This window comes from Pseudonocardia kujensis, from assembly GCF_021283305.1.
Classification (GTDB): Bacteria; Actinomycetota; Actinomycetes; order Mycobacteriales; family Pseudonocardiaceae; genus Pseudonocardia; species Pseudonocardia kujensis.
The window spans coordinates 1-20990 of sequence record NZ_JAJSOK010000004.1; the positions used below are offsets into that span (position 1 = coordinate 1).

At 74.7% G+C, this 20990-nt stretch carries 20 protein-coding genes and 1 pseudogene; 12 read left to right on the forward strand and 9 right to left on the reverse strand.

What is annotated here, in order from left to right; translation table 11 throughout:
- Positions 1 to 55: 55 nt before the first annotated feature.
- Positions 56 to 1588, reverse strand: coding sequence for a flagellar basal body protein FliL (locus tag LWC35_RS04180; protein WP_232868542.1), 1533 nt, complete (start codon positions 1586 to 1588; stop codon positions 56 to 58).
- Between the two features lie 210 nt (positions 1589 to 1798).
- Here LWC35_RS04180 and LWC35_RS38965 point away from each other — a divergent pair, with 210 nt between their 5' ends.
- The 7 genes from LWC35_RS38965 to LWC35_RS04215 are packed head-to-tail and all read left to right on the forward strand — an operon-like array spanning position 1799 to position 8930.
- Complete coding sequence (locus tag LWC35_RS38965) at positions 1799 to 3166, forward strand: NlpC/P60 family protein (protein WP_269803577.1); 1368 nt, start codon at positions 1799 to 1801, stop codon at positions 3164 to 3166.
- A 52-nt stretch (positions 3167 to 3218) separates the two neighbouring features.
- Entirely contained in the window at positions 3219 to 4337 is a 1119-nt protein-coding gene (locus LWC35_RS04190; protein WP_232868732.1) for an AAA family ATPase, read from the forward strand.
- Positions 4334 to 5284 (forward strand): DUF58 domain-containing protein, encoded by a 951-nt coding sequence (locus LWC35_RS04195; RefSeq protein ID WP_232868543.1) that lies wholly within the window; start codon positions 4334 to 4336, stop codon positions 5282 to 5284. The genes LWC35_RS04190 and LWC35_RS04195 overlap by 4 nt, the downstream gene beginning before the upstream one ends.
- Entirely contained in the window at positions 5281 to 6276 is a 996-nt protein-coding gene (locus LWC35_RS04200) for a VWA domain-containing protein (protein WP_232868544.1), read from the forward strand. The genes LWC35_RS04195 and LWC35_RS04200 overlap by 4 nt, the downstream gene beginning before the upstream one ends.
- 46 nt (positions 6277 to 6322) lie before the next feature.
- A complete protein-coding gene (fabG, locus tag LWC35_RS04205; protein ID WP_232868545.1) occupies positions 6323 to 7033 on the forward strand; it encodes a beta-ketoacyl-ACP reductase in 711 nt (236 codons plus the stop codon).
- A 43-nt stretch (positions 7034 to 7076) separates the two neighbouring features.
- Complete coding sequence (fabI, locus tag LWC35_RS04210) at positions 7077 to 7853, forward strand: enoyl-ACP reductase FabI (protein ID WP_232868546.1); 777 nt, start codon at positions 7077 to 7079, stop codon at positions 7851 to 7853.
- Between the two features lie 36 nt (positions 7854 to 7889).
- Positions 7890 to 8930: a ferrochelatase gene (locus LWC35_RS04215; RefSeq protein ID WP_232868547.1), complete on the forward strand. Its 1041-nt coding sequence runs from the start codon at positions 7890 to 7892 to the stop codon at positions 8928 to 8930.
- A gap of 107 nt (positions 8931 to 9037) precedes the next feature.
- Here LWC35_RS04215 and LWC35_RS40805 read toward each other — a convergent pair.
- Positions 9038 to 9238 (reverse strand): annotated as a pseudogene (locus tag LWC35_RS40805) (helix-turn-helix domain-containing protein); the annotation flags it as partial.
- 218 nt (positions 9239 to 9456) lie between these two features.
- Entirely contained in the window at positions 9457 to 10641 is a 1185-nt protein-coding gene (locus LWC35_RS04220) for an FAD-binding oxidoreductase (RefSeq protein ID WP_232868548.1), read from the reverse strand.
- Between the two features lie 70 nt (positions 10642 to 10711).
- On the opposite strand from LWC35_RS04220, the gene LWC35_RS04225 reads away from it, so the two are divergent.
- Positions 10712 to 11569: a LysR family transcriptional regulator gene (locus LWC35_RS04225; RefSeq protein WP_232868549.1), complete on the forward strand. Its 858-nt coding sequence runs from the start codon at positions 10712 to 10714 to the stop codon at positions 11567 to 11569.
- Positions 11570 to 11882: 313 nt separating this feature from the next.
- On the opposite strand, the gene LWC35_RS04230 is transcribed toward LWC35_RS04225, so the two are convergent.
- Positions 11883 to 12671 carry an Rv1486c family protein gene (locus LWC35_RS04230; RefSeq protein ID WP_232868550.1) on the reverse strand — a complete coding sequence of 263 codons (789 nt, stop codon included), beginning with the start codon at positions 12669 to 12671 and terminating at the stop codon, positions 11883 to 11885.
- A 169-nt stretch (positions 12672 to 12840) separates the two neighbouring features.
- Here LWC35_RS04230 and LWC35_RS04235 point away from each other — a divergent pair, with 169 nt between their 5' ends.
- The 3 genes from LWC35_RS04235 (at position 12841) to LWC35_RS04245 (ending at position 15394) form a co-directional block, all read left to right on the forward strand.
- On the forward strand, positions 12841 to 13665 hold the full coding sequence (locus LWC35_RS04235; protein ID WP_232868551.1) for a DUF3097 domain-containing protein: 825 nt from the start codon (positions 12841 to 12843) through the stop codon (positions 13663 to 13665).
- Positions 13666 to 13735: 70 nt separating this feature from the next.
- Positions 13736 to 14167, forward strand: coding sequence for an NfeD family protein (locus tag LWC35_RS04240; protein ID WP_232868552.1), 432 nt, complete (start codon positions 13736 to 13738; stop codon positions 14165 to 14167).
- A gap of 15 nt (positions 14168 to 14182) precedes the next feature.
- Positions 14183 to 15394: an SPFH domain-containing protein gene (locus LWC35_RS04245; RefSeq protein ID WP_232868553.1), complete on the forward strand. Its 1212-nt coding sequence runs from the start codon at positions 14183 to 14185 to the stop codon at positions 15392 to 15394.
- A 108-nt stretch (positions 15395 to 15502) separates the two neighbouring features.
- Here LWC35_RS04245 and LWC35_RS04250 read toward each other — a convergent pair whose 3' ends face one another.
- The 5 genes from LWC35_RS04250 to LWC35_RS04270 all read right to left on the reverse strand — a co-directional run bounded on the left by LWC35_RS04250 (position 15503) and on the right by LWC35_RS04270 (position 19184).
- Positions 15503 to 16279 (reverse strand): energy-coupling factor ABC transporter ATP-binding protein, encoded by a 777-nt coding sequence (locus tag LWC35_RS04250; protein WP_232868554.1) that lies wholly within the window; start codon positions 16277 to 16279, stop codon positions 15503 to 15505.
- The gene (cbiQ, locus tag LWC35_RS04255) at positions 16276 to 17040 is read right to left on the reverse strand and encodes a cobalt ECF transporter T component CbiQ (protein ID WP_232868555.1); all 765 of its coding nucleotides are present in this window, start codon (positions 17038 to 17040) and stop codon (positions 16276 to 16278) included. The genes LWC35_RS04250 and cbiQ overlap by 4 nt, the downstream gene beginning before the upstream one ends.
- Position 17041: 1 nt before the next feature.
- A complete protein-coding gene (locus LWC35_RS04260; RefSeq protein ID WP_232868556.1) occupies positions 17042 to 17401 on the reverse strand; it encodes a PDGLE domain-containing protein in 360 nt (119 codons plus the stop codon).
- On the reverse strand, positions 17398 to 18123 hold the full coding sequence (locus LWC35_RS04265; RefSeq protein ID WP_232868733.1) for an energy-coupling factor ABC transporter permease: 726 nt from the start codon (positions 18121 to 18123) through the stop codon (positions 17398 to 17400). Before LWC35_RS04265 ends, LWC35_RS04260 begins: the two co-directional genes overlap by 4 nt.
- A gap of 167 nt (positions 18124 to 18290) precedes the next feature.
- Positions 18291 to 19184, reverse strand: a complete 894-nt coding sequence (locus LWC35_RS04270) for a glycosyltransferase family 2 protein (RefSeq protein WP_232868557.1) — start codon at positions 19182 to 19184, stop codon at positions 18291 to 18293.
- A 383-nt stretch (positions 19185 to 19567) separates the two neighbouring features.
- Between LWC35_RS04270 and LWC35_RS04275 the strand changes: the two genes are divergently transcribed.
- On the forward strand, positions 19568 to 20839 hold the full coding sequence (locus LWC35_RS04275) for a glycosyltransferase family 2 protein (protein ID WP_232868558.1): 1272 nt from the start codon (positions 19568 to 19570) through the stop codon (positions 20837 to 20839).
- Positions 20840 to 20990: the final 151 nt, after the last annotated feature.

Below are 20990 nucleotides of genomic sequence, written 5' to 3' on the forward strand. Positions count from 1 at the left end.
CCGGGGGGGGGTGTGCGCGGCGGGCCGCCGGGTCGAGCCGGGGTGGACGAGGGAGTCAGCGGCCGGCGACCAGGGTGTCGAGATCACCGGGCTGCAGCGCGCCGAGCAGGTCGGCGTACAGCTGCACGACGGTCTGACCGGGGGTGACGTACCAGGACCCGCCGTCCTCGCTCGTGACCACCTTGACGTTCAGCACGGCCGTCGCCAGCCGGGGTGTGAGCTCCTGCAGGGCCGGGGAGGTGCCGACCTGGGCACCGACCAGCGAGCCGAGCTGGTTCGCGCAGAGCTGCGGCGGCGCGCCCTCGACGCCGCTGATCGTCAGGCAGTCGCCGGCGCGGGTCAGCGTGACCTGCGTGCCGGCGCCGTCGTCGACGGTCAGGCTCGCCAGCGACAGCGCGGTGTGCCCGCGGACGTCGGTCTCGGTGGTCTGCAGGTCGACGATCCTCGCGCCGGTGGGCTGCGCGCCCGCCGCGCCGTCGACCAGGGCGGGCCCGGCGTCGTGCAGGGCGGCCATCTCGGTGGGGTCGGTCAGCTCGATCACGCGGCGGACGTCGGCGTCGAGGGCGGCCTGGACGAGGTCGCGCACGGCGTCCTGCGCGGAGCCCGCCCCGCGGGCGTCGACCGACGTCGTGGGCCACGGCTCCGCGGCGTCGCGCAGCGCGTAGTCGGCGGCGGTGTAGAGGCCGCTGACGTACCACTCGCCGTCGAGCTGCACGGTGGCGATCCGGATCGGCCCGCCCTCCTCGCGCACCACCTGGGCGACGTCGATCGTCCGCGGGACGCCCCCGGGCGGGGTGTCGTCCGGGTACACCTTCGCCTTGAAGGAGTCGGTGAAGGGCAGGCTCGCCGGGTCCTGCGTGATCGTGATCGTGCCGGCGACGAGCTTGGCGATCGTGACGCCCGGGCGGACCTGTTCGGCGCCGGCCTCGTCGAACCGCAGCCCGGAGAAGGTCACGGTGTCGAGGGTCGCGTCGGCGCGCGCGTCGGGGCGCAGCACGTCGAGGCGCTGCAGCTCCGTGGTGAGCACCGAGTCGAGGTCGGTCAGGAGGGTGGCCTCGTTCGGCGCGATCCGGCTGTAGGCCCGCAGGTAGTCGCGGCCCTCCAGGTCCTCGGCCAGCGCGGTGACGGCGCCGTTCGGCGTGCTCGCGCCGCCGCTGCCGCCGAGCAGGGCCCACGCCGCCGCGGCCCCGCCGGCCAGGAGCACGACCACCGCGACGATCGCGACGACCAGGGGCCGGCGCCGCTTCTTCCGGGGCGTGCCGCCGTCGCCGCCCCCGTACCCCGGGGGCGGGCCCCAGGTCGGCGGCTGCCCATCGCCGCCGTACGGCGGGGTCGGGTACTGCTGCGTCGGGTACTGCGGGGTCGGGTACGGCGGGGTCGGGTTCTGCTGCGTCGGGTTCTGCGGGGTCGGGTGCTGCTCTCCCGGGTACTGCGACGTCGGGTGCTGCGGCGGGGCCGGGTGGGAGGCGGCCGGGTGCCCCTGCGGCGGCCAGCCCTGCCCGTACGGGTCCGGCGTCGCGCCCACGCCCGGACCCTGGGCCCACTGCCGGTCCTCGGGAACCGCGGGGTCCCGTCCGCCGTCGCTCACTGTTCCCACCCCTCGTCGGGCATCCGGGACCGGATGCGTCGGGAGGATCATGGTGGACCCGCCGCCGTCCCGACAGGGTGCAAGTACCGAGAGGCCGTGCCCCGTCCGGACCAGCGGTGGGGCCGGCCTGCCCGGTGCCCCTTCCTCCGAGTGGTGGAAGTTGCCGCGGTGTACCGGCGTGGCGACCCGCCGTGACGACACGCCGGTGCCATGGTGCCGACGTTCCAGTCGATCACCGGTGGGGGGAGAGCGGTGCGGTACGCGCGGGGGCTGCTGCTGGTCCTGCTCGTCACGCTGCTCACCGCCACCTCCGTGGCGACCGCGGGTGCCGCGCCCGACCCGACCCCGCCGCCGAACCCGAGCAACGAGGACCTCCAGCGCAGCCGCGATGCCGTGAGCGGCCGGGCCGGCGACGTCGCCCGGCTCACCCAACGGCTCTCCGAGCTCCAGGCGGAGGCCGACGACCTGCAGATCCAGGTCGCCGAGCAGCACGAGTCCGCCAACCAGGCGCTCGACGTCCTGACCGGCGCCCAGGCCGAGGCCGACGCCGCGGCCGCACGCGCCGACTCCGCCCGCGCCCAGACCCTGGCGGCGGGCAAGGCCGTCGACGCCGCCCGCACGCGGCTCGACGACTTCGTCGCCGGCACCTACTCGCAGGGCCTCGACCTCGGCCCGATCGGCCTGCTCACCACCGCGACCGGGCCGCAGGACCTCGTCGACCGGGCCCAGCTCACCGACGCCCTCGCCCAGCAGCAGGCCGCCGCGCTCGACGGGCTCGAGCGGGCCCGCGTCCAGCAGGCCAACGCCGACTCCGTCGCGCGTAAGGCGCAGGAGGAGGCCGAGCAGCGCCGGCAGGCGGCCGCCGACGCGAAGACCGCGGCGGACCAGGCCCTGGCCGGGGCCCAGCAGGCGGCGGACGAGCAGGCGCAGCGGCTGCAGGCCGTCGCGGGGGAGCAGGCGCAGGTCCAGGCCCAGCTCGACGCCGCGGAGAACGCCGACGCCGGGCTGCGCGCCCAGCGCCAGCGGTTCCAGGACTGGCAGCGCGCGCAGGAGGAGGCCGAGGCGGCGCGCCAGCGCGCCGCCCGCGAGGAGGCCGCGGCCCGGGCGGGCTCGTCGGCCTCGGCGGCCCCGCCCGCGACCCGCCGCACCGGGTCCGCCGCGGTGCAGACGGTGATCGACCGGGCGATGTCGCAACTCGGCGTGACCTACGCCTGGGGCGGCGGGACGGCCCGCGGCCCGTCGCGCGGCATCCGGGACGGCGGGGTCGCCGACGCCTTCGGCGACTACCGCAAGGTCGGCTTCGACTGCTCCGGCCTGATGCTCTACGCCTTCGCCGGCGTCGGCGTGCAGCTGCCGCGGTACAGCGGCAACCAGCACGCCTACGGCGACCAGGTCCCGCTCGCGCAGATGAAGCCCGGGGACATGCTGTCGTGGGCGCGCAACGGCCGCGTCTACCACATCGCCCTCTACATCGGGAACGGGAAGATGATCGAGGCGCCGTACTCCGGGGCCTCGGTGAAGATCTCGCCGGTGCGCTACTCGGGCGGGCTGCTGCCGACCGTCGCCCGGGTGATCTGACGCCCCGCTCACCGGTAGTTCACGGGCGGTCCGGTGTGATGGTGCGGTGAGCGTGCACCCTTCTCCGGACCCGACGCCGCCCTCCGGGACCCCGGCGGCCCCCGCCGCCACCTCCACGCCGAAGGACGACGCCGAGCACCTCGAGCGCGCGGTCTTCGAGATCAAGCGGGTGATCGTCGGGCAGGACCGGCTGGTCGAACGGATGCTCGTCGGGCTGCTCGCCAAGGGGCACCTGCTGCTGGAGGGCGTCCCGGGCGTCGCCAAGACGCTGGCCGTGGAGACGGTCGCCAAGGTCGTCGGCGGCTCGTTCGCGCGCCTGCAGTTCACCCCCGACCTCGTCCCCTCGGACATCCTCGGCACCCGGATCTACCGGCAGGGCCGCGAGGAGTTCGACGTCGAGCTGGGCCCGGTCGTCGCGAACTTCGTGCTCGCGGACGAGATCAACCGCGCCCCGGCGAAGGTCCAGTCCGCGATGCTCGAGGTCATGGCCGAGCGGCACCTGTCCATCGGCGGCCGCACCTTCCCCATGCCCGACCCGTTCCTGGTGCTGGCCACGCAGAACCCGATCGAGAACGAGGGCGTCTACCCGCTGCCCGAGGCGCAGCGGGACCGGTTCCTGTTCAAGATCCTCGTCGAGTACCCCGGGGTCGAGGAGGAGCGCGAGATCGTCTACCGGATGGGCGCGACGCCCCCGGTGGCCGAGCAGGTCATGGAGCCGGCGGAGCTCGTCCGGTTGCAGGGCGTGGCCGCGCAGGTCTTCGTGCACCACGCGCTCGTCGACTACGTCGTGCGGCTGGTCGTGGCCACCCGCACCCCGGCCGACCACGGGCTGCAGGACATCGCCGGCTGGGTCGCCTACGGCGCCTCGCCGCGGGCCACCCTCGGCATCGTCGCGGCCGCCCGCGCGCTGGCACTGGTCCGCGGGCGGGACTACGTGCTGCCGCAGGACGTTCTCGACGTGGCCCCCGACGTGCTGCGCCACCGGCTCGTGCTGTCCTACGACGCCGTCGCCGACCAGGTCCCGATGGAGCACATCCTGCAGCGCGTGCTGCAGACCGTCCCGCTGCCGCAGGTCACCGCCCGGCCGCAGGCCCAGCCGGCCGCCCCGACCGCTCCGACCCCCGCGGCCCCGCCGACGGCCGCCTACCCGCCGGCGCCCGGTTCGTCGTGACCGCGCCCAGCCCCGCGGGCCCGCGGGTGGGCCACCCGGGCCCGCCGTCGTTGCGCGGCGGGAACCTCGAGGCGGCGCTGCGCACCCTCGAGCTGAGCGTCCGCGGCCGGCTCGACGGGCTGCTGCAGGGCAACCACCTCGGCCTGCTGCCCGGCCCCGGGTCCGAACCCGCGGAGGCCCGGCCGTACCGGGCGGGCGACGACGTCCGGCGGATGGACTGGGCGGTCACCGCGCGGACCACCGAGCCGCACGTCCGCGAGACCATCGCCGACCGCGAGCTCGAGACGTGGGCCGTGGTCGACCTGTCGCCGAGCCTCGACTTCGGCACGGCGGACTGCGAGAAGCGCGACCTGGCGGTGGCGGCGCTGGCCGCCGTCGCGCACCTGACCCGCGGCGGCGGGAACCGGATCGGCGCGATCGTCGCGACGGGGGCCGAGACCGTCCGGATCCCCGCCCGCGGCGGGCTCGCCCACACCCGGATGGTGGTGCGCCGCGTCGCCGAGGTGCCCCGGGCCGGGGACGGCACGCGCGGCGACCTCACCGAGGCCCTCGAGCAGCTGCGCCGGCCGCCCCGCCGGCGCGGGCTCGCCGTGGTGATCTCGGACTTCCTCGGCGAACCGGACTGGGAGCGGTCGCTGCGCGGCCTCGGGGCCCGGCACGACCTGCTCGCCGTCGAGGTCCTCGACCCGCGCGAGCTGGACCTGCCCGACGTCGGCACGGTCGTCCTGGCCGATCCGGAGACCGGGCGGCAGCGCGAGGTCGAGACCACGCCGCTGCTGCGCCGCGAGTACGCCGCGGCGGCGTCGGAGCACCGCGACCGGGTGGCCGACGCGCTGCGCCGCTGCGGTGCCGCGCACCTGCGGCTGCGCACCGACTCGGACTGGATCTCCGACATCGTGCGGTTCGCGCTGGCCCGCAAGCGGACCCGGTCGGGGGGCGGGCGGTGACCTTCTCCTCGCCCTGGTGGCTGCTCGGGCTGCTGGTCGTCGCGGTCCTGGTGGTCGCGTACCTCGTGCTGCTCCGCCGGCGACGCCGGGACGTCGTCCGGTTCACCAACCTCGAGCTGCTCGAGAAGGTCGCCCCGAAGCGGCCGGGCTGGTACCGGCACGTCCCGGCGGCCGCCCTGCTCACGGCGCTGGCGGTGCTCACGATCGCACTGGCCGGGCCCCAGGCGGAGGCCAAGGTCCCGCGCAACCGCGCTACCGTGATGCTGGTGATCGACGTCTCGCTGTCGATGCAGGCCACGGACGTCGAGCCCACCCGGCTCGCGGCGGCGCAGGCCGCGGCCAAGTCGTTCGCCGACCAGCTCACGCCCGGGATCAACCTCGGGCTGGTGTCGTTCGCGGGCACCGCCGCGGTGCTGGTCTCGCCGACCACCGACCGCACCGCCGTCAAGCGGGCCGTGGACAGCCTGAAGCTGTCCGAGTCCACGGCGACCGGCGAAGCGATCTTCGCGTCGATGCAGTCGATCGAGTCGTTCTCCCAGTCCGTCGCGGGTGCGGGCGGCGCGGGCGCCGAGGAGCCGCCCCCGCCCGCCCGGATCGTGTTGATGAGCGACGGCAAGCAGACCGTCCCGGGGCCGGACGGGGAGAACGAGCCGCGCGGCTCGTTCACCGCCGCGCGGCAGGCCGCCGAGGCCAAGATCCCGGTCTCCACGATCTCGTTCGGCACCGAGTACGGGACGATCGACATCGAGGGCGGCCGCACCCGCGTCGCCGTCGACGACGCCTCGATGAAGCAGATCGCCGACCTCTCCGGCGGCCAGTTCTTCACCGCCGCGAGCGAGGACGAGCTGCGCCGGGTCTACGCGGACCTGTCCGAGCAGATCGGCTACGAGGTGCGCCGGGTCGACACCAGCCGGCCGTGGCTCGCCGGCGGGGCGCTGCTGCTCGTGGTGGGGCTCGGCAGCGGGTTGCTGCTGGGCCGGCGGCTGCCGTGACGCGTGTCGCGGCCCGCCGCGCGCCCGTGCACTAGGTTCTGTGCCCGTGGGTAGGAGCGTGCTGGTCACCGGAGGAAACCGCGGCATCGGCCTGGCGATCGCGGAGGCGTTCGCGGCTCAGGGGGACCAGGTGGCGGTGACGTACCGCAGCTCGGCGGAGGGGCTCCCGGGGGAGCTGCTGCCGGTGCAGTGCGACGTCACCGACGCCGACGCCGTCGACGCGGCGTTCACGACGGTCGAGGAGAAGCACGGGCCGGTCCAGGTGCTCGTGTCCAACGCCGGGATCACGGACGACGGTCTGCTCATGCGGATGAGCGAGGACTCCTTCACCTCGGTCCTCGACGCCAACCTCACGGCCGCCTACCGGGTGGCCAAGCGGGCGTCGCGCGGGATGCTGAAGGCCCGCGGCGGGCGCATGATCTTCATCTCGTCGGTGGTCGGGCTGCTGGGCAGCGCCGGTCAGGTCAACTACGCGGCCTCGAAGGCGGGACTGGTCGGGCTGGCCCGTTCGGTCGCCCGCGAGCTCGGGTCGCGCGGCATCACCGCCAACGTCGTCGCCCCCGGTTTCGTCGACACGGACATGACCCGCGCGCTCTCCGACGAGCGCCGCGCCGAGATCACCAAGCAGGTGCCGCTGGGCCGCTACGCGTCCGTCGCGGAGGTCGCCTCGGCCGTCACCTGGCTCGGGTCCGAGCAGGCCGGCTACGTCACGGGGGCGGTCATCCCGGTCGACGGCGGCCTCGGCATGGGCCACTGAGCGTCACCTCCCGAACTCCCCGAACGACGGCGAAAGGGTCCTGATGGGACTGCTCGAGGGCAAGAAGCTGCTGATCACCGGTGTGATCACCGACGCGTCGCTGGCGTTCCACGCGGCGAAGATCGCGCAGGAGCAGGGCGCGGAGGTGGTGCTCACCGGGTTCGGCCGCATGCGGCTGGTGGAGCGGATCGCGCAGCGGCTGCCGAAGCCCGCCCCGGTCGTCGAGCTCGACGTGGCGAACCAGGAGCAGCTCGACTCCCTGGTGGAGCGGGTCTCGCCGCACCTGGGTGACTCCCCGAAGCTCGACGGCGTGCTGCACTCCATCGGGTTCGCGCCGGCGTCCTGCCTGGGGGAGGGGGCGTTCCTCAACGCTCCGTGGGAGGACGTCGCCACCACCATCCAGGTCAGCGCGTACTCGTTCAAGAGCCTCTCCACGGCGCTGCTGCCGCTGCTCGGGCGGGGCGCGTCGATCGTCGGGATGGACTTCGACAACCGCCAGGCCTGGCCGGCCTACGACTGGATGGGCGTCGCCAAGTCGACGCTCGAGTCCGTCACCCGCTACCTGGCCCGGGACCTCGGCCCCCAGGGGATCCGGGTCAACCTGGTCGCCGCCGGCCCGGTGAAGACCATGGCCGCCAAGTCCATCCCCGGCTTCTCGGCGTTCGAGGACAACTGGGACTCGCGGGCCCCGCTGGGCTGGGACGTCACCGACCCGGTGCCCGTCGCCAAGACCGTCTGCGCGGTGCTGTCGGACTGGCTGCCCACCACCACCGGGTCGATGGTGATGGCGGACGGCGGGTTCCACGCGGTCGGGGTGTGACGGGCGGGGCCCACGGCCGCGCGGTTGAATGAGGCCGTGGGTTCGTCCTCCGAGTCGTACGACGCGCTGCTCCTGCTCTCCTTCGGCGGTCCCGAGGGGCCGGACGAGGTGCGCCCGTTCCTCGAGAACGTGGTGCGCGGCCGCGGGGTGCCGCCGGAGCGGCTCGACGCCGTCGAGGAGCACTACCAGCACTTCGGCGGCGTCTCGCCGATCAACGCCCGCAACCGGGAGCTGATCGCCGCGATCCGGTCGCGGACGGACCTGCCGGTGTACTTCGGCAACCGCAACTGGCACCCGATGGTCGAGGAGACCGTCGCCGAGATGACCCGCGACGGCGTCCGGAACGCGCTCGTCTTCGCGACCAGCGCGTACGGCGGCTACTCGGCCTGCCGGCAGTACGACGACGACATCGAGCGCGCACGCGCCGCCGTCGGTGCCGACGCGCCGCACCTGACCAAGCTGCGGCACTTCTTCGACCACCCGCTCTTCGTGCAGGCCAACGCCGACGCGGTGCGGGCCGCGCTGGCCACCGTCCCCGGCGGGGCTCGGGTGGTGTTCACCGCGCACTCGATCCCGGTGGCGGCCGACGCCGCGGCCGGGGTGCCGGAGGAGGGCGGGCACCGCTACTCGCGGCAGATCGCCGAGGCGGCGCGGCTGGTCGCGGCGGAGCTCGGGATCAGCGAGTACGACGTCGTGTGGCAGTCCCGTTCCGGCCCGCCGCAGGTGCCGTGGCTGGAGCCGGACATCGTCGACCACGTCGAGGCGCTGCACGCCAAGGGCATCGAGGCGGTCGTCGTGGCGCCGGTCGGGTTCGTGTCCGACCACATCGAGGTCATCTGGGACCTGGACAACGAGGCTGCGGAGAAGGCGGCCGAGCTGGGCATGGCCTTCGCCCGGGCCGCCACAGCCGGCCCGGACCCGCGCTTCGCCGACATGGTGGTGGAGCTGATGGCCGAGCACCTCTCCGACGCGCCGCCCCGGGCCCTGGGCACTGTTCCCCGGGCGGGCTGCACCACCGACGGCGCCCCCTGCGCGGCCCACTGCTGCGAACCCACCCGCCGCCCCACCCGCCCCTGACCCCGCGAGTCGGGAGTTCCGGTGGCGCGAGTCGGGAGTTCCGGTGGCGCGAGTCGGGAGTTTCGGTGGCGCGAGTCGGGAGTTTCAGGAGTCCGAGCAACACATCTCGGGAGCTCCCGGGATGCGAGTGGGCCGAGCAGCGCGTGGAGCCCGGCGGCGACGCCGCCGAGCCGGGCCTCGACGACGTCGTCGGGCGACGCCGTGCTCCAGGCAGTCCGCATGTGCTCGGCGACCGTCGCCGGACGGAAGCTGTCGAAGGCGGCGGTGACGACCTCCGGGCCCGGTCGGCCGAGCGGCGCGGCGCGCAGGGGAGGTACGACGGCCGGCGCGTGCCGGTGTCGTAGCCGAGCTCCTTCGCCTCGGCGCCGACCTCGGGGCGTAGCAGAGCAGCGCGTGGACGGGCTCCAGGAGCTGACGGAGCCCGCGTACCAGCGCCGCGGGAACGGTCGATCCGACGGACATCGCGAGCTCCGTCGTCGAACTTGTCAGTGTCAACACCGGCCGGGCGAGGAGAACCTGTCAACGACTAGTTCGATGCCCGGGCGAGTCCGTAGCAGAAGCCCCAGGCCCGTCCGAGATCGTCGGCGGTGAAGGGGCGGAACAGATCCTCGTGGAGCACGCGGGCGGCCTGCTCGTCCGGGCCGTCCAGGACGGTGACGGCCCGCAGCAGGTGGGTGGCCTCCCGGAACGCGGCCGGGACCGTCCGGCCGCGCCCGTACGCCCCGCCGAGCCGGCGCACCTCGACGACGGAGGGGACCGGGGCCGACGGGCCCGTCAGCGCCGGGATCGTCCGCAGTCCGTCGCGGTCGAGGGTGCGGAGCAGACGGGCGTCGCCGGCGTAGGGCTCGGGTTCGGTGGGGTCGTGGTGGATCGTGTGCGACTCCGCGGCGGGGATCCACCCGAGCCGCTCGTGGACCACCGGCCCCAGCTCGCGGAGCGGGCGGACGATCTCCGCTGCGTCGACCGTGGCGGCGATCGTGATCATCCCGATGTGCCGCCCGCGGAACGGTGGGGGCAGGGCCGGGTCGTCGCCGAAGGGCACGAGGGAGATCCCGGTCGTCACCTCCTCGGGAAGGTCCGCGCTCCAGGTGGCCCAGCCGTCGAGCACCGCGGGCGTGACCTCGACCGCGAGCGCGCCGCCCCAGACCTCGGCGAGGCCGACGAGCTCGATCTCGACGGCGGTGACGACGGTGCCGTCGGCCGGGAGCCGGTCGAGCTCGACCGCCTCACCGGACGGTGCGACGCCCTCGACCCCGCGGACCCGGTCGGCGGCGAACCCGAAGGTGCGGCCGAGCAGGCCGAACCCGCCGCCGAGGAGGTAGCCCACCACGCCGACGCCCGGGGAGCTGCCGCTGAGCGGCGCGAGGCCGTGCGGGCTCGCGGCGGCGACGACGTCGGCCCACGTCGCGCCGGCCTCGACCCGGGCCCGCCGGGTTGCCGGGTCGACGGTGACCGCCCGCATCCGACGGGTGCTGATCAGCAGCCCGCCGTCGAGCGGGGTGGCGAGGCCGTGGCCGCTGGACTGCACGGCGAGGTCCAGGTCCCGGTCGCGGGCGTGCCGGACGGCGGCCTGGACCTCGGCCGCCGTGGCCGGCACGACCACGAGGTCCGGACGGTGGGCGCGGGCGGCCTGGAAGCCGCGGCGCTCGGTGTCGAAGCCGGGGTCGCCGGGGCGGAGGACAGTGCCGGTGAGGGTGCTCGTCGTGGACATGGCTCCACCTTCGACGCCGCGGAGCGAGAAGTCCAAGAGATGGATCGTCTCACCGCTAGCATGTTGAGTTATGGAGCTGCGTCACCTGCAGTATCTGGTCGCCGTGGTCGAGGAGGGGACGGTGACGGCGGCGGCGACGCGGCTGCACGTCGCCCAGCCCGGCGTGAGCGCCCAGCTCAGACAGCTGGAGCGCGAGCTCGGCGAGCCGCTGCTGACCCGCACCTCCCGTGGGGTGACGCCGACGGCCGCGGGGGAGGCCGTGCTGCCCTACGCGCGGGCGGCGCTCGCGGCCGTCGAAGGGGCACACCTGGCCGTCGACGAGCTGAAAGGCCTGGTCCGCGGGCGGGTGGCGGTGGGGATGGCACCGTCGCTGGCGGCGACCGACCTGCCGGACCTGCTGGCCGAGTTCCGGCGCGCCCATCCCGCGGTGGAGATCTCGCTGCGCGAGGGGACCTCGGACGCTCTGCTGGCGCAGCTGGTCGCGGGGGAGCTGGACCTCGTGTGGGCGGGCATATCCGGTGCCCCGCCGGCCGGCGTCGCGACGCGGACGATCACCGACCAGGCCGTGGTCGCCGTCGGGGTCGAGGCGGACGAGATGGGTCTGGACGAGCTCCTCGAACGGCCCGTGATGTGCATGTCGCCCGGCACGGGACCGCGTGGCGCCTTCGACGCGGCGTGTGCGGCCGCCGGCGTCCGTCCGGCGATCGCGTTCGAGGCGGGGGATCCGCTCCTGCTCGCCCGCCTGGCCGCGCGCGGGCTGGGCGTCGCGGTGCTGCCGGAAGGGGCGGTCCGGGCCGCGGGGCTCGACGTCGGTGCCGCGCGTCTGGTGCCGGAGGTGCGCAGCCGGATCGAGCTGGCCTGGCGGGCGGACGGCCCCAACGGACCTGCCGCGCGGGCGCTCATCGCCGCGGCGCGGGCGCGGCCCTGAGACCCGCGAGCCGGCACTTTCGGGGCACCGATACCCACGTTCCGGGAGCCTCGGTGAGGTGGGACTCGGCTGGCCGAAACCGCCGACTCGCGCTACCGAAACCGCCGACTCGCGCTGCCGGAACTGCCGACTCGCGCTGCCGGAACTGCCGACTCGCGCTGCCGGAACTGCCGACTCGCGCTGCCGGAACTGCCGACTCGCGCTACCGGAACTGCCGACTCGCGCTACCGGAACTGCCGACTCGCGCTACCGGAACTGCCGACTCGCGCTGCCGGAACTGCCGACTCGCGGGAGTCGACGGCGCGGCTCGCGGTCACGGGGTGGGGGCGTAGGCGCGGACCGCCTCGGCGACCGCGGCGCGGCGGGCGACCCGGACGGCGGTGTCGAGCGGGCGCAGGGCCTCGCGGCGGGCGGTGGCGGCGGAGGCCGAGAGGGCACCGCCGGGCTCGTCGGCCGAGGCGGCGGCCAGGATCGCCTCCACCTCGTCCGCCTGCTGCAGCACCCGCAGCGCGCGGCCCGGCATCCCGGCGGGCCAGTGCGTGGCCGGGCGGGCGCGCAGTGCGGCGGCGATCTCCTCGCGCACGCCCGGCCGGTGTCGGGCGACCCCGAGCTCGGTGAGGATCGACGTCGACTCCCGCACCTGTGCCCGCAACTCGTGCTCGGCCTCGGCGAGCGGCACGTACTCGGCGGGCGGCACCGGCGCCGGGACGGTGTGCACGGTCCAGCGCAGGACGCCGTCGGCGATCGGGCTCGGCACCACGCCCAGCCCGGCCTCGGCGTAGAGCACGCCCTCACCGGCGGCGATCGCGGCGCTGGTGAAGGACCCGGGGCCGGGCAGGCCGCGGATGTCCCCGGACACCGGGAGCACGAGCCGGCCGGCGCCGCGGGGGGCGCGGCGGAGCGCGGCGAGCAGGAAGGTCAGCGACGAGACGGGCGAGCCGGGTGCGGGGAGGTCCGTGGCGGCCGCGGTGGCCTCGTCGGCGGCGACGACGTCGTGCGCCTCGGCCCAGGGGGTGAGCGCGTCGAGCACGTCGTCCGGCGCGGCGGACCCGGCCAGCCAGGCCGAGGACCACACCGCGAAGGTGGCGGAGGAGCGGGGCACGAACGCCAGGCTAACCACGGGTGACGGCAACCCGGCCTCTGCCGTGCGGGTGACGCTGCGTGACGTTCGGTGAACGGCCTTCGGTCGGTGGCGCACGGGATGCACTCTTCGGGCGCCCCTCCGCGTGTCGGCGCCGACCCGGTGTGCGCCTTGGGATACAACCCCGGACATGCCCGCACCCCGCACGCACGACTACCGCGGCGCGTTCGGCGCCGACGGGACCCGGGTCCGCACGCGGAAGGAGATCCCGGAGGTCCCCGCCGAACCCGGTCTCGTGGTCGAGGACCCGGCGAGCGGGTTCTGCGGCGCGGTGGTGAAGGTCGACGTCCGCGAGGTCACCCTCGAGGACCGGTCCGGCACGCGACGCGTCTTTCCCCTGCGCCCCGCGGCCTTCCTGTTCGAGGGGAGGCCGGCGACCCTGGTGAAGCCCGCGCCCGCGCCGCAGGGGCCCGCCCGCTCGGCGTCGGGTTCGGTGCGGGTGGAGAACCTCAAGGCGCGCACCGCCCGCGCGGCCCGCATCTGGGTCGAGGGCATCCACGACGCCGCGCTGCTCGAGACGGTCTGGGGGCACGACCTGCGCGTCGAGGGTGTCGTCGTGGAGCCGTTGCACGGCGTGCACGACCTCGCCGCGGCGGTCCGCGAGTTCGGCCCCGCCCCGCACCGCCGGCTCGGGATCCTCGTCGACCACCTCGTGGCCGGGACCATGGAGACCCGCCAGGCGGCCTCCGTCGCTGGGCCGAACGTCCTGGTGACCGGCCACCCGTTCGTCGACGTCTGGGAGGCGGTGAAGCCGCAGGCCGTCGGGATCCGGGCCTGGCCGACGATCCCGCGCGGCACCGACTGGAAGACGGGGGTGTGCGAGGCCCTGCGCTGGGGCGAGCCCGCCGACGGCGCACGGCGGGTCCTCGGCGCCGTGAAGTCCTTCCGCGACCTGGACTCGTCGCTGATCGGTGCCGTCGAGCAGTTGATCGACTTCGTGACCCAGGAGGGCTGACCCCGACCGTTGCGCGACCGAAATGATCATTTCGGTCACCCCGGCCCGTGGTCTCTGCCATCCTGGCCCCATGGTTCCGCTGATCTGGCTGATCGCCGGGATCGCCCTGCTCGCCGGCGAGATGCTGGCGGGAGAGTTCGTGCTGGCGATGCTCGGCGGCGGCGCACTCGTCGCGGCCGGGGGCGCGGCGGTGTTCGGCCTGGGCTGGCTGGGCAGCACGTTGCTGTTCGCGGTCGCCTCGGTGCTGCTCCTCGCGGGAGTGCGGCCGGTGCTGCGCCGCAAGGCGCAGAAGTCGGTGGAGGGCTACGTGCACCACACCGACAAGATCGTCGGCGGTTCCGCCGTGGTCTCGCGGCGGGTCGACGGGCACGGCGGCCGCGTGCGGATCGGGCCGGACGAATGGTCCGCCCGCTCCTTCGACGGCGAGCAGGTCATGGAGCCCGGCGACCGGGTCACGGTGGTGCGCATCGAGGGCGCCACCGTGCTCGTGCTCGCCGAGTAGACGGGGGAAAGGGACATGGAGACGGTGAACGTCGGACTGCTCGTCGTGATCGTGCTGATCGTGCTCTTCGTGATCATCACGCTGGCGAAGGCGGTGCAGATCATCCCGCAGGCCACGGCCGCGGTGGTGGAGCGGTTGGGCCGGTACAAGACCACGCAGAACCCGGGGCTCGCGTTCCTGGTGCCGTTCGTCGACCGGATCCGGGAGCGGATCGACCTGCGCGAGCAGGTCGTGTCCTTCCCGCCCCAGCCGGTGATCACGCAGGACAACCTGACGGTGAACATCGACACCGTCGTCTACTTCCGGGTCACGGACCCGAAGTCCGCGGTCTACGAGATCTCGAACTACATCGTCGGCGTCGAACAGATCACCACGACCACGCTGCGCAACGTCGTCGGCGGCATGACGCTGGAGGAGACGCTCACCTCGCGTGACCAGATCAACACGGTCCTGCGCGGCGAGCTCGACGACGCCACCGGCCGCTGGGGCATCCGGGTCGAGCGCGTGGAGATCAAGGCGATCGACCCGCCGCCGTCGATCCAGGAGTCGATGGAGCGGCAGATGAAGGCGGACCGCGAGAAGCGGGCCACCATCCTCACCGCGGAGGGCCAGCGGGAGGCCGCGATCCGCAGCGCGGAGGGCCAGAAGCAGGCGCAGATCCTCACCGCGGAGGGCTCCAAGCAGGCGGCGATCCTCGGGGCCGAGGCCGAGCGGCAGTCCCGGATCCTGCGGGCGCAGGGTGAGCGGGCGGCCTCGTACCTCAGGGCGCAGGGTGAGGCGAAGGCGATCGAGAAGCGGTTCGCCGCGATCAAGGCCGGCCGGCCGACGCCCGAACTGCTCGCCTATCAGTACCTGCAGACCCTGCCGCAGATGGCGGCGGGCGAGGCGAACAAGGTGTGGCTGGTGCCGTCGGATTTCGGCAAGGCGCTCGAGGGCTTCACCAGGATGCTCGGCGCGCCGGGCGAGGACGGCGTCTTCAAGTACACCCCGTCGCCCGACGACGGCGTGCGCTCGGTCCCCGAGGAGGACGAGGAGTCCGTCAAGAACTGGTTCGACACCACCGGCGACCCCGAGATCGCGCGGCAGGTCGCGGCGGCCACGGCCGAGGCGACCCAGCACGTGCCGGCGATCGGGGAGGAGGTGCGGCCGGCCCTGGGGACGGGCGACGCCCCGCCGAACGGCGTCCCGGCCCGCGGCGACTGGTCCGAGGAGGCCCCGCCCCGCTGAGCGACATCACGGCACCAAGATTGCGCCGTAGACAGGCGATCCTGCGCATTATGGTTCCATAACGCGCAGAATCCCCCTCTGAATTCGCGTTATGGTTCCATAGTGCGATCAGGACAGTGAGAAACCGAACGGGAGCTCCAGGCGGTGCCGCTCGAGCAGGGCGCGGTCGGCCAGGAGCTCCCGGGTGGGTCCGTCGGCCACGACCACGCCGTCGTCGAGCACGACGCTGCGAGGGCAGAGCTGCAGCGCGTAGGGCAGGTCGTGGGTGACCATCAGCATGGTCCGGCCCAGCCCGAGCAGCACCTCGGCGAGCTCGCGGCGGGCGACCGGGTCGAGGTTCGACGACGGCTCGTCCAGCACCAGGATCTCCGGGTCGCAGGCCAGCACGGTGGCCAGCGCGACCCGCCGACGCTGCCCGCCGGAGAGGTGCAGCGGCGAGCGGTCGGCCTGCTCCTGCATCCCGACGGCGGCCAACGCCTGGTCGACCCGTTCCGCGAGGGCCGCGCCGGCGAGCCCGAAGTTGGCCGGGCCGAAGGCGACGTCCTCGCGCACCGTGGGCATGAAGAGCTGGTCGTCGGGGTCCTGGAACACGATCCCGACCCGACGCCGGATCTCCTGCACGTGCTGCCTGGTCACCGGCAGGCCGCCGACCTCGACCGTGCCCTCGCCGGGGGCGAGGATCCCGTTGAGGTGCAGGACCAGGGTGGTCTTGCCGGCGCCGTTGGGCCCGAGCAGCGCGACCCGCTCGCCCGGCTCGATCCGCAGGTCCACCCCGTGCAACGCCTGGTGGCCGTCCGGATAGGCGAACAGCAGGTCCCGCACCAGCAGCGACGGCGGCGTGGCGCCCGCGCCGTCGGGGGCGCGGAGCGGGTCGGCGAGGGTCATGCGATCATCCATCCGGTCGCGGCCAGCGCCGCGGCGACGGCGACCGGCGCCAGCCCGGCGGCCCAGTCCCGCCGGGTCGTGCGGTTCTCGGTGAGCACCGGCATCGCGCCCGTCCAGCCGCGGGACAGCATCGCCAGGTGCACGCGCTCGCCCCGCTCGTAGGAGCGAACGAAGAGCGCCCCGATGCCGCGGGCCGTGGCGCCGGCCTGCCACAGGAACCGCGGGTCGTGTCCGCGGGCGATCCGGGCCAGCCGCATGCGCCGGGCCTCCCCGGCGATCACGTCGACGTACCGGAGCATGAGCGTGGCGATCGTGGTGACCAGGGCCGGGGCGTGGAGCCGCTGCAGGCCCACGAGCAGGTCGCGCATCGGCGTGGTGGCCGCCAGCGTGAGCGAGGTGAGGACGCCGAGCGTGCCCTTGACCAGGATGTTCCACGCGCCGAGCAGTCCGGGTTCGGAGAGCGACAGCCCCAGCCACTCGATCCGCGGGTCCGGCCCGGTGAGCGGCAGCAGCACGGCCAGCACCACGAACGGCAGCTCGATCACCGACCGGCGCAGGATCCAGCCGACGGGGATGCGGGCCGCGACCCAGACCCCGAGGAGCAGCACCAGGTAGCCCGCGAAGACCGCGAAGGCCTCCCGCGGCGTCGCGACCACGCACACCACGCCGAGGAACGCGGCGACGATCTTCACCTGCGGCGGCAGCCGGTGGACCGGGGAGTCCCGGTGCAGGTGCAGCGGGTGCGCGTGGCCGGCGCCCATCTCAGTCGTCCCCCCGCTCGGCCGACCGCGTCGGGGTGCGCCGGCGCAGGAGCCAGAACAGCCCGCCGGCCAGGGCGAGGGTCACGAGGACGCCGACGACGCCGGCGATCCCGACCGTGCCCTCGCCGCCGAGGACCGAGTAGCCCGCCAGCGGCGAGTGCGCGGTGGCGTGCTCGCCGGCGTTCTGCGCGATGCACGTCCCGTCGAGCTGTTCGCCGCTCCCGGTCCCGGTGACCTGGCAGCCGTGCAGCGCGACCGTGTCGAGCCCGTCGGGGCTGGAGCTGGCCACGTAGGAGAGCCCGCCCGCGACGAGCAGGGCGACCACCAGGAACCCGAGCAGGAACCCGCGCCGCCGGTTCACGCGGCACCCCCGGTCGTCGGCGTCGAGGGCGCGGACTTCCGGACCAGCGGCGTCGCCGTGCCCCGCAGCAGGTACACGAGGTCCGGGCGCACGGCCGCGACGGCGCCGACGGTCGCTGCGGTGATCACGCCCTCGCCGATGCCGATCAGCGCGTGCAGGCCCACCATCAGTACGAACACGGTCCCGAGGGAGGCCCCGCCGCTGCCGCCGATCGCGTACTCGAGGACGAAGCCCAGCGAGGCGACCACGGTGTTGACGAAGGCGGCGACGAAGGCCGTGGCGACCAGCCCGCCGCGGCTGCGCCGGGCGAACCGGCGCAGCAGCAGGGCCACGCCGTACCCGGTGAACACGCCGATGAGCGCCATGTTGGTGATGTTGGTCCCGAGCGCGGTGAGCCCGCCGTCGGCGAACAGCAGCGCCTGGACGAGCAGCACGATCGCGATGCACACCGTGCCCACCCACGGCCCGACGAGGATCGCGACGAGCGCGCCGCCGAGCAGGTGCCCGCTGGCGCCGGGCAGGATCGGAAAGTTGATCATCTGCACGGCGAACACGAACGCGGTGACCAGCCCGGCCATCGGCGCGGTGCGCTCGTCGAGGTCCGCGCGGGCGCGCACGAGGCAGAGCACGAGGCCGACGACGGCCACGGCCCCGAAGACGAGCGAGGTCGGCGCGTTCACCAGCCCGTCGCTCATGTGCATGGCGGTGACCATGGTGACCATGGAGCAGGCCTCCCGGGTGCCGAGGGGTGCGCCGGACACGGCGCTGCCCCCATCTCAACGCGTCGGCGAGGCAATCGCAAACAATGTGCGGGAGCGAGTCCGCTGCGACTGTCCGGTCGGAGGGGTCGGCCCGCCCGAGGAAGGGGTCCGGGCGGCCCCGTCCGGCGTCAGGCCGCGGCGAGTGCCCGCGCGCGCTCCCGCTCCTCGCGCTTCTCCGACCGGCCGGCGAGCAGCGACAGTCCCGCGCGCCGCAGCGCGCCCACCGGGGCCAGCGCCGCGCCGACCAGGCGGTCGAGCGCGCGGACCTCGTAGGCCGGGGAGTCGCCGAGCTCGGCGACGATGGCCGTGTGCTCCCCGCGCACCCGCTCGGCGTAGCCCGGCTGGCGCGGCGAGCCGCTGATCCGCACGGCGGCGAGCGGCTCGGGGCGGCCGAGGAAGTCGCCGTGGTGCAGCAGGCGCAGCCAGCAGTCGAGGTCGAGCAGCTCGTCGCGGCGGCCCCGCCACCCGCCCGCGGCGGTGAAGCCCTCCCGCCGGAAGGTGACGTTGCACGCGTCGCCGATCAGGTTGCTGCGGCTGCGCACGATCTTGCGCGCCACCTCGTCCCCGCTGCGGGTGCCGATCAGCCCGTTCAGCCCGCGGCGGGGGACCAGCACCCGGCTCTTGTCGTCGACGACGTGCCGGCGGGCCGCGACGAGCGTCAGGCCGGGGTCGTCGAGCAGCGGCTGGGTCTGCAGCTCGAGGCAGCGGGGATGGAGGATGTCGCCGTCCGTGACCGTCTTCACCAGCGGGGCCCGCGCGGCCGCGACGGCCCGGTTGCGGGCCTCGGCGCGGGGGAGGCGCTCGCCGAGGCGCTCCACCCGGATCCGGGGGTCGGCGAAGGACCGCATGATCTCGTGGGTGGCGTCGGTGCTCGCGTTGTCGAGGAGCACGAGCTCGAAGTCGGGCTCCGTCTGCTCCAGGACCGACACGATCGTCTCGGCGAGGTGGCGCTCGCCGTCCGTGACGGCGGCGACCACGGACACGGTGGCCTGGTAGACGCCCGGGAAGCCGGCCGCGGTCATCGGGCGCCCGGTCCGCGCTGCTCCGCCGCGTGCGGGTGGCGGTCCGTGCTGTCCATGGCCGCGACTCTACCGAGGGGCCACGGACGGACCCGGTCGGCGGCGTGATCGCACTGTCCGTAAGGTTCGGGGCGTGGACCCGGAGCAGCCGAGTGCCCGCCAGGTGACCGGAGCGCGGTCGCCGGCGCGCTCGGTCGGGACCCGAACGGGGGGCGGCGCGGAGGGCGCGCACGCGGTCGGGCTAACGGCCCGTCACGTAACGCACCGACGAGGCCGACAGATAAGCCAAGCGATGACGGAGTACCGGGTGAGACCTCGACCTGCAGAAGTCGGGCGCCGAGGCGTCAACGCGACAGCACACGAGGTGCGACGAGGGGGAGACTGCGATGCAGCGCAGTGACCGGCGCGGCCAGCGCAGCGCCGATCCGACCGTGTCCGTGGTGGTGCCCACCCGGAACGAGGCCCGCAACCTGCAGGTGGTGCTGCCCGCGATCGCGGCGGTGCGCCCGGCCGTGCACGAGGTGATCGTCGTCGACGGCAACTCCGTCGACGGCACGGTCGAGACCGCGCGGCGGGTGCTGCCCTGGGTGCGGATCGTGGAGCAGACCCGCAAGGGCAAGGGCAACGCGATGGCGTGCGGGTTCGCCGCCGCCACCGGCGACATCATCGTGATGTTCGACGCCGACGGCTCGGCCGACCCGGCGGAGATCCCGGCGTTCGTGGCGGCGCTGAAGGCCGGTGCGGACTTCGCGAAGGGGAGCCGCTTCACGCGCGGCGGCGGCAGCGACGACATCACACTGCTGCGGAGGACCGGCAACGCCGGGCTGAACGGCGTGGCCAACGCGCTGTTCGGCACGCGCCACTCGGACCTCTGCTACGGCTACAACGCCTTCTGGGCCGACCTGTTGCCCCTGCTGGAGCTGCCGGCGGTGGACGCTCCCGCACCGGACGACGGGTCGATGCTCTGGGGGGACGGCTTCGAGATCGAGACCGTGCTCGCCTGCCGGGTCGCCGCGGCCGGGCTGCGGGTCACGGAGGTCCCCTCCTACGAGCGCGAGCGCCTCTTCGGCGACACCAACCTGCGGACCTTCGCCGACGGCACGCGCGTCCTGCGCACCCTGGCCGCCGAGCGGCGGCGGGCCAACCAACGCCGCGAGGAGCCACCGGCGGTGACGGCTCCGGCCGCGGCGCGGTACGGCACGCCCCTCGACGGGTCCGCACCGAACGGGTACCCGGCGACGAACGGCCACACCGGACCGAACGGGCACGCCGTCCACAGCGGACCCGGAACCGGTGCCCCCACCAACGGGTTCGTCAACGGCGGTCACGTGAACGGCGGTCACGTGAACGGCGGGCACGTGAACGGCGGGCACGTGAACGGCGGTCAGGTGAACGGCAACGGGCACGTGAACGGCCGCGCGCTCGGCAACGCCGACACCCTGCCGGTGCCCCCGACCACCGAGCCGGTCGAGCCGGTCGAGCCGGTCGGTACGGTCGCGCAACCGCCGGCGCCGCCCGCGGCGACCGCGCCGCCGCGCCCGTCGCCGCGCCCGGGCAACCGTCCGGCGGCGGGGAACGACCGCCCCACGCCCCAGCGCGCCGCGGCGCAGCGTGAGGCGCTCGACGCGCGTTACGCCCTCGAGGAGGAGGCCTCCTGAGGGGTCGCCTCCTGCGGATCACCGGCGCCCGGCATACTCCTGACGGGCGCCGGGGTCCGTCCGGCGCCGGTCGGCGTGCGGCGGTCCCGCCGCGCAGCGCGGTGCCGGGCAGCCCGGCGACCGGCGCGGTGAGCAGTGCGGTGTCCAGCAC